This window comes from Bacteroidia bacterium, assembly GCA_033391075.1.
Taxonomy (GTDB): Bacteria; Bacteroidota; Bacteroidia; order J057; family J057; genus JAWPMV01.
The window spans coordinates 3003588-3016066 of record JAWPMV010000001.1 but is presented as its reverse complement, the minus strand read 5'-3'; the positions used below and the strand labels follow the sequence as shown (position 1 = coordinate 3016066).

The 12479-nt window shown below is 42.8% G+C and carries 7 protein-coding genes and 1 riboswitch; of the genes, 2 read left to right on the top strand and 5 right to left on the bottom strand.

What is annotated here, in order from left to right; genetic code table 11:
* Positions 1-10: 10 nt before the first annotated feature.
* On the bottom strand, positions 11-691 hold the full coding sequence (locus R8P61_12175) for a metal-dependent transcriptional regulator (GenBank protein MDW3647816.1): 681 nt from the start codon (positions 689-691) through the stop codon (positions 11-13).
* 188 nt (positions 692-879) lie between these two features.
* Here R8P61_12175 and R8P61_12170 point away from each other — a divergent pair, with 188 nt between their 5' ends.
* On the top strand, positions 880-5325 hold the full coding sequence (locus R8P61_12170) for a PKD domain-containing protein (protein ID MDW3647815.1): 4446 nt from the start codon (positions 880-882) through the stop codon (positions 5323-5325).
* 167 nt (positions 5326-5492) lie between these two features.
* The gene (gene ffh, locus R8P61_12165) at positions 5493-6845 is read left to right on the top strand and encodes a signal recognition particle protein (protein MDW3647814.1); all 1353 of its coding nucleotides are present in this window, start codon (positions 5493-5495) and stop codon (positions 6843-6845) included.
* A gap of 182 nt (positions 6846-7027) precedes the next feature.
* Here the strand turns inward: ffh and cobA are convergent, their stop codons facing one another.
* From cobA to R8P61_12145, 4 genes are read right to left on the bottom strand one after another with little or no spacing between them, the layout of a single operon-like run.
* The gene (gene cobA, locus R8P61_12160) at positions 7028-7816 is read right to left on the bottom strand and encodes a uroporphyrinogen-III C-methyltransferase (GenBank protein ID MDW3647813.1); all 789 of its coding nucleotides are present in this window, start codon (positions 7814-7816) and stop codon (positions 7028-7030) included.
* Entirely contained in the window at positions 7809-9896 is a 2088-nt protein-coding gene (locus tag R8P61_12155) for a nitrite/sulfite reductase (GenBank protein MDW3647812.1), read from the bottom strand. The genes cobA and R8P61_12155 overlap by 8 nt, the downstream gene beginning before the upstream one ends.
* Positions 9897-9915: 19 nt before the next feature.
* Positions 9916-11106 (bottom strand): O-succinylhomoserine sulfhydrylase, encoded by a 1191-nt coding sequence (locus R8P61_12150; GenBank protein ID MDW3647811.1) that lies wholly within the window; start codon positions 11104-11106, stop codon positions 9916-9918.
* Between the two features lie 30 nt (positions 11107-11136).
* Positions 11137-11886 (bottom strand): phosphoadenylyl-sulfate reductase, encoded by a 750-nt coding sequence (locus R8P61_12145; GenBank protein MDW3647810.1) that lies wholly within the window; start codon positions 11884-11886, stop codon positions 11137-11139.
* 270 nt (positions 11887-12156) lie between these two features.
* Positions 12157-12254, bottom strand: a riboswitch (SAM riboswitch).
* Positions 12255-12479 lie beyond the last annotated feature (225 nt).

Genomic DNA, 12479 nt, shown 5'->3' with positions numbered 1-12479 from the left:
GTTCATGAATTTATTCCGATTCTCTAAGTACGCGTAAGTTTTCGCTTACTGTTCCGCTAATCATGATGTTTTTCTGATCCACGATGATCTCGAGGGAGTCATCAAATTTTAAACGTTCTTTAACCGTAATTCTTTTATTGATCAGTAGGCCTTGTCTTTCCAGGTATCTGAGAAAATCCGGATCACTGATTTTTACACTCGCTATGACTACTGTTTCCCCTTCTGCTATATCTGAAAGCAAAGGTGTATCCAAAGGAATGAGTGTACCATCTTCTGAAGGAATGGGATCACCATGAGGATCAAATTTGGGGTAATCCAGAAATTTATCGAGCCTGCTGATAAGTTCTTGGGACTGAATATGTTCGAGCTGTTCAGCCACATCATGAACATTGTCCCAGGAGAAATTTAGCTTGTTAACCAGGAAAACTTCCCACAACCTATGCTTGCGAAGAATACTAAGGGCGATCTTCTTACCGTTTTCCGTTAGGGAAACTCCTTCATAGCGTGTATAATTTACGAGGGGACTGGGTTCCTTTTTGTTGCTGAGCTTTTTGAGCATATCAGTTACTGAAGCAGGACTTATACCCAGATAGTTGGCGATGGTATTGGTCGAAACCGGTGTCTCGCCCATCAGGGTAAATCGCAAAATACACTTTAGGTAATTTTCCTCTGTTTCAGTATGGTGTCTCATTGCACAAAAATCGGAATATTTGCTGAATTAGAAAAGCTGTGTGTAAGGATGATAAATTTATAAGATTCTCATGAGACAATTCGCCTCAGGGAAACGTTTCTGTACTATATAAACAGCTTAAATTTACTACCTTGGTACTGCTTGAAGACGCACATCCAGAAACCTGAACAAACACTGACGTAGCAATAATGAGGAAAATCTACATCTTTTTACCTATTCTCGTACTGCTAGGAGCATTTTGGGGCTACTCATGGTTAAGCGCCGATGAGGAAACACTCGCCTTTATCCCTGAGCCCGGCTTCAACCAAAGTGATATCCGCTTCATCAAAAACGAGGGCCAGTGGGACACTCAAATCCAGTATAAAGTAAAACTTAATGGAGGAGATATTTACCTGGGCCCAAATGAATTGGCCTACCATCTCTACAATTTACCTTCTCATGAACATGGAGTAAACGATGAAAAAGAAGAGGAGGACCGCGAACAGGGACATGTTTTTAAAATGAAGTTCCTGAATGCTGCACAATCTCCAACTGTCAATAGTTATCTCGAATATCCTGAATATCACAACTATTATATCGGAAATGATCCTTCGAAATGGCGAGGAAGGGTAGGGCTGTATGGGCAGGTGAATTATGAAGATTTGTATCCTGGCGTGGATCTGAGGCTATATGGATGGGGAGATGCTCTGAAGTATGATCTTATCCTGGATGCAGGTGTAGATCCTCGGCAGATTCAAATCAATTATGAGGGAGTTGATAATATTAAACTTAAGGAAGGTTCCCTGATTCTTGAAACAGATGTCCGAATACTCACAGAACTGCCGCCCGTCGCTTACCAATTGATAAATGGCAGAAAAAAAGAGGTTCCGGTTCAATTCAAACTAAAGAAGAAAATTCTGAGTTTCGAATTGCCACAAGGATATGATCCTGCTTATCCTCTTGTGATTGATCCTACCTTGATATTTTCAACCTATACTGGTTCCTTTTCTGATAATTGGGGATTTACTGCCACCTATGATACGGCAGGAAATGCCTATGGGGGGGGAATTCAATTTGGCAGTGTGGTAGGCTCGGGTTATCCAACTACTACAGGTGCATATGACCGGACTTTCAATGGAGGGACGAGTGATGTTACAATCGCCAAATTTAATCCTACCGGAACTACCTTGATTTATTCGACTTTTCTGGGTGGGGTAAATGACGATCAACCTCACAGTTTGATCAGTGACCTGGATGGGCAGCTCATCATCATGGGCCGTACCAATTCCAATAATTTCCCTACGCAAAATGGAGCGGATAATACCTTTAATGGAGGCTTCGATATTTTTGTTACCAAGATGAGCGCAGATGGGACCTTTTTATTGGGTTCTACCTTTTTAGGAGGTTCATTGGATGATGGAGTAAATGGTTCAACCCTCGTTGGCATCTATACCAATACAAAATATAACTATGGAGATGATGCAAGGGGAGAAGTAGTCATCGATGCAGCGAATAATGTCTTTATCACAGCGCCAACCAGTTCCGGAAATTTCCCTGTTCAAAATGGATTTCAATTGGTGAAAGGAGCCGGACAGGATGGAGTGGTGATCAAGCTTACCCCTAATCTGAATACGATTAGCTGGGCCTCTTATTTCGGAGGTAGTGGAGAAGATGCTGCACATACGATAAAATTTGATCCCGCTGGCAATGTCCTTATCGCTGGGGGAACCAGTAGTACTGATTTGCCGACAAGCACAGGAGTTATTCAACCCAATTATAGTGGAGCCACAGATGGATTTATTACAAAAATATCTCCTGATGGAAGAAATATACTAGCCTGTACGTATCTGGGGACGGGTTTTTATGATCAGGTGTATTTGATGGATTTGGATAAGGACGGGGATGTCTATGTAGCCGGCCAAACCCAGGGAAGCTGGACGATCGTAAATCCAGTTGCTGGAGCCGTTTTCCAGAATGCAAATTCAAAACAGTTCATTCAAAAAATTGAAAATGATTTAACCAATACTGTTTACGCGACTACAGTTGGTTCTCAGAATACCCAATTTCCCAATATCTCGCCTACGGCTTTTCTGGTTGACAGATGTGAAAATATTTATCTCACAGGCTGGGGCGGAAGTACCAATTCCAGTACGGGTTCACCAAATGGTGGGAATACCATGAATATGAGTGTTACCGGAGATGCGCTTCAAGCCGGGACGGATGGGAGTGATTTTTATACCATCGTATTGGACCGGGATGTGCAAAATATATTATTTGGAACCTATTTTGGGGGAAACTCCAATAATGGAGACCATGTTGATGGAGGGACAAGTAGATTTGATAAAGAAGGAGTGGTATATCAGGCGGTTTGTGCCAGTTGTGGAGGAACAAATGCCTTCCCGGCCCGACCCAATAATGTGCATAGTACCAATAACAATAGTCCGAATTGTAATCTCGCTGTTTTTAAAGTTGCATTTGACCTGGCAGGAGTAGAAGCTGATTTTGTGCCCCGAGATCAATTGGGACAAGTGATCATTAATACCCAGGGCTGTGCTCCTTTAACGGTGAATTTCGATAACCAAAGTCAAAGGGCGCAAACAGGTGGAAATCCCGATTACTTCTGGGATTTTGATGACAATGGAGCAACTGCAAATATATTTGAACCTGTCCATACCTATGATAGTGCGGGTTTGTATAATGTGATGCTGATCATCACAGACTCCTCCAGTTGTAATATCGCTGATACAGCTTTTGCATTGATTGAGGTATTTCCCCCACCTTCAGTAGATGCCGGTCCTGATCAGATCGTTTGTAGGGATGATGCATTTAGTTTAAATGCCGTAACTCCCGGAGCTTCTTATCAATGGTCTCCGGCCAATGCTTTACTTTCTGCTCCAACTTTAAGAAACCCGAATGGAGTTGCTACTGATCCTACAGAATTTATTCTCACCCTAACAGATAATCGGGGTTGTCAGGCGGAAGATACTGTGCTGGTGGATGTAGATACTTCCCTACAGGTATTTGCCCGATCGGACTCCTTGCTTTGTAGAGGAGGCTCGGTAAGATTAAATGCCGTATCTAGCAATGGAATTTCCTATACCTGGGCAGCATTCCCTAATGCTATTTTATCTGATCCCAATATTGCGAATCCCTTGGTAAGCAATCTGGATACCACCACTATGTTTGTGGTCACCGCGACCAATGCTCTGGGATGCCAGCAGAATGATACTGTACGAATGGAAGTCTTTGAGGTGTTTACCTTGCAAGATACCTTTGTATGTGATGGGAGTTCTATCGTGCTTCAATCCAGCAATGGAGTAAGTTTTTCCTGGGCACCCAATAATGGAACCCTGGATAATCCAACTATCGCCAGTCCTACTGCCAGACCCTTCGCCACAACAACCTATACCGTTACAGCTACCAGTGCTGATGGATGTATCAGTACCAAAGATGTACTGGTGGAGCTGCTTCCTTTACCTGCTATAGATGCCGGGCCAGATCAATCACTTTGTATCGGCGATTCACTTCAATTGAATGGCAGTGGTGCAGGGACTTACTTATGGGACCCTGCCCAATTACTAATTGACCCAACAATTCCAAATGCAAGAGGCTTCACAACCGGATCGGCTGTCTTTACCCTAACAGTAACTGATACCATCGGTTGTCAAAGTATAGAGGCCGTTTCCGTTACCGTCAATCCCCTTCCAATAGTAGAAGCAGGAAATGATACGACCATTTGCGATGGAGATGCTTTCCTTTTATCCGCGAGCGGAGCCCAGACCTATTTCTGGACCCCTGCCGGAAGCCTTGATGATCCCAATAGTGCTAGCCCTTTGGCTAGTCCTCCTGCTAATACACAATACACAGTTGTAGGTACTGATGTCAATGGCTGTGTGAATTCGGATTCACTATTTATAGAAGTAGTTCCTATTCCTGTTACAGAAATTAGTGGCGTAAATGATTGTCAGGATTCGGTTGTTCAACTTACAGCCTTTGGTGGAGAAAGCTATATCTGGAGTACAGGAGAAACTACTCCTATTATCTTTGTTGATCCCAATAATCCCGCATCCTATATCGCCACGGCCATTGTAGGGGGCTGTGTTGGGATTCCTGATACGGTTACCATAGAACCCGGCTTTGACTTTCCGGAAGCCGCTTTTGAAGTGGATAGTTTTGGGGTCTTTGCTCCGAGTCAGGTGCGCTTTATCAATACTTCGACAGGAGCAGTTGCTTATGAGTGGTTCTTTGGAATTGCCGGTCGGTCAACAGATCCCAATCCCATTGTTACCTTCCCAAGTGCAGGTGAATATACAGCCCGACTGATTGCATATTCCCGACAGGGATGTGCAGATACTACTTTTCTGACTTTCACCTTTGACAACGTAACCCTTCATGTACCCAGTGCCTTTTCTCCCAATGGAGATGATATGAATGGGTACTTTAAAATTGGCTATATAGGAATAGCGAGTCTGAATGTGAAAATATTCAGTCGCTGGGGAGCCCTTGTGTATGAATCTGATAGTCCTGATTTTGAATGGGATGGGATGTATAAAGGAAAACCTGTCCCTGAGGGAGTATATGTGTATGTAATTACCGGTAAAGGAGAAAATCAACAGGATTATGCCCGAGAGGGAACTGTCACGGTTTTCCGATGATTGTGTTATAAGTCAGGGCATTTTCCCTCAAAAAACTTTCCCATTTAGGCAAAATTCACCTAACTGATTCCTTTTCATGCAAAAAAGGAAAGACCTCTGTCATAAATTCATTGTAGATGGCAGCGGAAATTGTTTATTTTGCAAAAGTTTGAATAGAAGCGAATAGTATGTTTGAAAATCTCTCCTCGAATATAGAACAGGCCTTTAAGAAGCTGAAAGGTCAGGGTAAGATCACTGAGATAAATGTTGCGGAGACGCTGAAAGAGATCAGGAGAGCACTGATCGATGCGGACGTTAACTATAAAGTAGCAAAAACCTTTACCAAAAAAGTAAAGGAAGAAGCCCTCGGGCAAAATATTCTGATTGATGTCTCCCCCGGCCAATTGATGATTAAAATCGTCAATGATGAGCTGTCAAAATTGATGGGTGGAGAACAGGAAGGAATCCGTATCTCCAAAAACCCTCCCACGGTAATTTTGATTGCGGGTCTGCAGGGATCTGGTAAAACTACCTTCTCCGGTAAACTGGCCCTTCATTTAAAAGGTAAAGGGAAAAATCCATTGCTGGTTGCTGGTGATGTGTATCGCCCTGCGGCCATTGATCAGTTGGGTGTTTTGGGAGAAGGAATTGGAGTTGACGTTTATAAAGAAGAAGAAAATAAGAATCCTGTAAAAATTGCTGAGAATGCGATCAAGCATGCCAAAGCAAATGGAAAGGATATCGTAATCGTGGATACTGCAGGTCGTCTGGCGGTAGATGAGGAGATGATGAATGAGATTGAGAACATCAGAAGTTCAATCAATCCTCATGAAATTCTCTTCGTAGTAGATGCCATGACCGGGCAGGATGCCGTTAATACAGCCAAGGCCTTCAATGATAGACTTGACTTTGATGGAGTAGTGCTGACGAAATTAGATGGTGATACCCGTGGAGGTGCTGCTATTTCTATTCGTTCGGTAGTAGAGAAGCCCATCAAGTTTATCAGTATGGGAGAAAAGCTGGAGGATCTGGATCTTTTCTATCCCGACAGGATGGCTTCTCGTATCCTTGGTATGGGAGACGTTGTCTCTTTGGTAGAAAGGGCACAGGAACAGTTTGACCAGAAAGAGGCGGAAAGGTTGCAACGCAAAATTCGCCGCAATGAATTAGACTTTAATGACTTCCTCTCTCAGATTCAGACCATCAAGAAGATGGGTAATCTGAAAGATCTGGTAGGAATGATTCCCGGGATGGGGAAACTCACCAAAAATATGGAAATAGAAGATGATGCCTTTAAACATGTTGAAGCCATCATTTATTCTATGACAACAGAAGAAAGAGAAGTTCCTAAAGTTCTGAATGGCTCGCGAAGAAAGCGTATAGCTAAAGGAAGTGGCAGACCCATTCGTGAGGTCAATGAATTGATCAAGCAATTTGATCAAATGAAAAAAGCCATGAAGAAAATGAATGCCATGTCTCGTGGAGGTAAAATGGCCCGTGCTATGGGCAATATGGGAATGATGGGAAGAAAGAGGAGCTAATCACATCTGACTACATCTTTAGTATATATAGTATATCCCGGCTGAGCATCTGCTTCGCCGGGATTTGATTTTGGTGAGGATTATGATCCTCAAATCAAAACAAAGTAAAATCCCGACCTTCCAGGAAGATCGGGACCGTGAAAACTTTCACCTTTTATTAGTAAAGACAAATATTTTTTTTATCAGGCCCAGACTCGCCATTCGGTTTTGCCATATTCAGTAACCAATTGTTGAGGAAGGCTGGGATGCAAAGCCACGACTTCTCCTATGACCATGATAGCAGGACCTGAGATTTGCTCTCTTCTTACGGCTTCATCAATATCTTCAATACTCCCCAGCGCTATCTTTTCTTCTGGCAATGAACCAGATTGAATGACAGCAATAGGTAGATGCCCTTTACCTGCATAGGTGAATATCTGTTGAATTTCCCGAAGCTTTCTCAAGCCCATCAATACAACGATAGTCGCATCGGTTCTTACTGCTTGATAAAGGTCTTTAGAAACTTCTCCTTTTGAAGTCGTAGCAGTGATGACCCAAAAACTTTCATTTATACCTCTTTTGGTTAGAGGAATTTCCTGCAAAGCAGGTACCGAGTTGACGGATGAAATTCCAGGAATCAGTTCCGTTTCAATTTCAAAAGACTTGACATATTCCAATTCTTCATGGCCTCTGCCAAAAACAAAGGGATCTCCTCCTTTGAGCCTGACCACATGACCCTCATGCAGGGCACATTCTACAAGCATCTGATTTATTGCGCTTTGCGAATAGCGATGCGATCCTGCCCTTTTGCCAACAAATATGAGTTTGGCTTCTTTTTTTGCTGCTAATAAGTGGTCGGGATGTACCAGGGCATCATAGAGTATTACGTCTGCTTGCTGTATGGCTTTTAATCCTTTGAGGCTGATCAATTCTGGATCACCGGGACCTGCGCCAACCAGGCTTACTTTTGGATGTATCTTTTGCTTATTCATGTTTTGCTAGGCTAAATTCCTGGACTAGGTGGAGGAAATCCTGTACTTCCAGGACAAAATTGGCGGCGAACTCCTGAGTGGGCTCCACTTTTTTCGCCTGATAAATAAAACTGCGGAAACTTTGTTTGAAATTGATTTTCCCACTGGCGAGAATTTGCTCATCAAAATCATCGATGATTTTTGCCAGCGTATTAGTAGGGATTTCATGCTGTACCAAAGTAGCTTTTGCAGCATTTACTCCCGCTGCATAAGCATAGTAAATGGCATTTGCATATTGACCTTCCAGAAGATTTTCTTTTGCCCGATCCAGTTTCTCCTCACTTTCAAAAAACAAAGTGGCTACAAGATCGATTACAACACCTGCACATTCTCCTACTCCTATTTCTGCTACAAAACTTTCCTCATGTCCCCAGTCCAGAAAATCTTCCTGTGTCAGACTTTGTGTTTGTGCAAGAGGTTTGAGCAATTGATAGAAATATTTCTTACCCTGGCGTTGGAAATACTGATAAAATTTTTCATCAGCTTCTTTATGGTCCTCATAGTCTTCGATGACATAGGATAGGGCTGTAGGGATTCTTTTCGAAGGGAGTTTGATGACCTTTTGGGCGAAAGCAGCATCTCCATTTCCAATAATTCCTCCGCCCAATAAAACCTGCATAGCTGGAGCAACTTTGTCTTTGACCTTTAGGGTACTCCCATGAAAACCTATAGCTGCAATGCTGTGCTGACCACAAGCATTCATACAACCACTGATTTTGATTTTGAGGTCAGTATTGTAAATCAGTGAATGGTATTTCTCAAGGATCAAAGACTCTAACACCTTACTGACTCCTGTACTACTTGAAATGCCCAGATTACAGGTATCCGTTCCCGGACAGGCAGTTATATCTGCAGAACTATCATATCCTGGCTCAACAAAATTCAATGTCTCCAGTCGGCTGTAAAGAAGAGGAAGGTCTTCTTCCCGTACAAAGCGCAGGACAATTCCCTGATTGATACTCAGTCGGAAATCATCTCCTGCAAGCTCTTCGATGATTTGAGCTAATTCTCTGGCTGTATCTGTACTAAAGTCGCCCAAATGAACTTTGACTTTGACTCCGTAAAATCCAGCTTGCTTTTGCTCAAATACATTGCTTTTAAACCAGGCCTCATAAGCCTCTCTATCTTCTATGTTTACTGCTTCTCTTTTTTTGTAAACCGGAAGTACCGGCAAAGGGAAGTCTTCGGCAGCTATAGGATATCGCTGGTAGGCTAGCGCAGCTTTCTCTTCTTCTACCAAGCGAAAAAGTTCTTCCAAGCCTATTTTATTGAGTAGAAATTTGAAACGGGCTTTGAATCGTTTCGCGCGTTCTCCATAGCGATCAAAGATTCTGAGAATAGATTCCGCAAAAGGAATGATCTGATCCTCCGGGAGAAATTCACTGGCAACTTTTGCATGTATGGGTTGGGCTCCTAGTCCTCCGCCGATCATCACTTTGAAGCCTCTTTGTCCATCCTTTATTTTTGGGATAAAGCCCAGATCATGCATAAAAGAAAATGCTACATCCTGATCAGAAGAAGAAAAGGATACTTTGAATTTTCTACCCATTTCCTGACAAATAGGATTTCTTAGGAAGTATTTGAAGAAAGCATCTGCATGAGGACTTACATCAAAGGGCTCCTCAGGATCTATGCCTGCCAATTCAGAAGCAGTAACATTTCTTACGGTATTTCCACAAGCCTCTCTCAGGGTTACCTCATCCTTTTCCAGTTCTGCCCAGAGCTGTGGACTGTCTTCCAGTTTTACATAGTGAATCTGGATGTCCTGCCGAGTGGTGATATGAAGTTTGCCTGTTGAGTAAGTATCTGCCACCTCAGCGATTCTACGAAGTTTCTGAGCTGTCAATCTACCATATGGTATTTTGATTCGAATCATTTGAACGCCAGGCTGACGCTGGCCATAAACTCCTCTTGCCAACCGAAGACTTCTGAATCTTTCTTCATCTACCTTTCCTTCCTGAAATTGGCGGATCTTTCTTTCCAGCTCAATGATGTCTTTTTCTACAACTGGGTTTTCGATTTCCGTTCTGAAACTCTGCATGTTTGCTGATTATTTTATGTTAAGCTCTTTGTAAAAGCCTGGATCGCTCCAGGGCCTGATTGATATCTGCGGTGATATCATCGATGTGCTCTAATCCGACAGATATTCGTATCAAACCGGGCACGATACCGACAGCCAGGCGATCTTCTTCGCTGACTTTCGCATGAGTTGTAGAAGCGGGGTGTGTTGCAATGGTTCGGCTATCCCCGAGATTTGCAGTCAGAGATGCCAACTGAAGTGAGTCGAGAAATTTTCTTCCTCTTTCAACTCCCCCTTTTACCACACAGCTCACAATACCGCCGCCTGCTTTCATTTGCTTGCGTGCGATTTCATATTGCGGGTGAGAAGGGAGAAAGGGATATTTTACATATTCTATTTCCGGATGTTCTTCCAGGTAAGTAGCCAATTTCAATGCATTGGAGCAATGACGATCCATTCGGATAGCCAGGGTTTCCAAACTCTTGGATAGTACCCAGGCATTGAAAGGGGACAAAGCAGGTCCACTGTGTCTGGCAAAAAGACGAATCTGCTCCAGTAGGTCGCCTTTACCGGCGATAATTCCACCAAGTACCCGACCCTGACCATCTATGTATTTGGTAGCGGAATGTAGCACCAAGTCAGCTCCATATTTCAGCGGTTGTTGGAGATAAGGGGTCGCAAAACAATTGTCTACAATCAAAATCAATCCATGTCTGTGAGCAAATTTCCCCAGCCATTCCAAATCAAGGAGATCAACCGCTGGATTTGAAGGAGTTTCTACAAATAGAATTTTGGTATTGGGAAGAACCAGTTCATCCCAGGAATCTGTATCGAAAACAGGTGCATAGGTATGGCTGATTCCCCATCTGGGCAGCAATTTTCCTAAAACCGAATGCGTCGAACCAAAAAGGGACCGGCTGGCAAGAATATGATCTCCAGAATCCAGCAAGCCTGCCAGACTGGTGAAAACAGCAGACATACCTGTAGCTGTGGCAAAACCATCTTCAGCACCTTCCAGGGTACAAATTTTATCGATCAGCTCAGAAGTATTGGGGTTTGAGAAACGACTATAAATATTCCCTTCTTCTTCATTGGCAAATCTTGCACGCATTTGTTCTGCGTCTTTGAACACAAAACTGGAGGTTAAGTATAAGGGAGCTGAATGTTCCCCATGACAAGATCGGTCGATTTGGGTTCTTATGGATTTGGTTTCAAATTTATGCTCAGACATGTTTTCGCTTAAGTATAGTTTGGATTGGGATTAACATTTATGGCAAAGAGTTTTCTGCTTTTCTTTGGGAGATGGGACATCGATTTCATGAAGTCCACATTCTTTGTGAGAGTCTTCCCACCACCATCTTCCAGCTCTTTCATCTTCTCCTGCTTCTGTGGCACGAGTACAGGGAGCACAGCCAACACTTTGGTAGCCGCGATCATGTAATGCATTATAGGGAACTCTGTTTTTGCGGATATAGGCCCATACTTCTTCACGGCTCCATTCAAACAAAGGATTGAATTTGATCAACTGTCGTTTTTCATCCCAGTAGAACCGGGAGAGTCCGCTTCTGAATTCAGATTGGCTGGATCGCAGTCCGGTTATCCAGATTTTGCTTCCTTTCAAGGCTCTTTCCAGGGGCCTGAGTTTTCTGATTCCACAACATTCTTTGCGATTTTCTACCGATTCATAAAAACTGAAGGGTCCTTTACTGCTGACCAATTTCTCGACATCATCCCTTTCCGGGAAGAAAACTTCAATTTTCTTTTGATATCGCGCATAAACTTTATTGAACAACTCATAAGTTTCCACAAAGAGCCTTCCCGTATCCAGCGTAAACACCCGAATATCCAGGTCCTGGCTGAAGATCAGATCGGCGATCACCATCCCTTCTAATCCAAAGCCCAGAGAGAAGCTGGCCTCATTGCCATAGACCTGGGCAATCCATCTGAGGCTTTCCGAGGCGGAGAGACCTTCTGTTTCAGCGTTGAGTTGTTCGATAATAGTGGAATTCATGAGAAAATTTTTTGCAAAGAATGACTGTATCAATGTTTAAAATCAATGAAAGCACAAGCAACCTAATGCGCATATGTTATGATCAGCCTAAGGGACAAAAAGCCCTTGTTTACAGGATGACCTAATACATGCAGATTAGGTTTAGCAACAACAGCAACAACAACAGTTGTTTAGCTTGAAGTCAATAGCAAAATGTGTGGGTAAATAAGGAAGTCGTGAAGACTCGGAGAGGGATACGGATGGAGATAGGTTTTTCATTTTTCTATAATTAATTCATATGTCCCTTTCGGGCAGGAATTGGCACCGTCTCCTAAGGAAGGTTGCCAGAGGGTCATCGAGCCTGTTCTCTCGCCTCTTCTGTATAAATCAATTACAATCCGTAATTGATGCTTCAAAGGTAGTGCTGATTTACGGAGAATTCCAAGCATAGGTTTGAAGATTTTTTTTCAAATGAATGCAAGTGCTTAATTTTCAGCATTATAGATTCTTGAAAAAATCTTTATTTATTTTAAAAAATCATAAAAAAGACAGCTTTTATTGCAAATGTATTATTGCTATTAAGTAGTGATTGTTTTCTATTTTCCTAGATACTA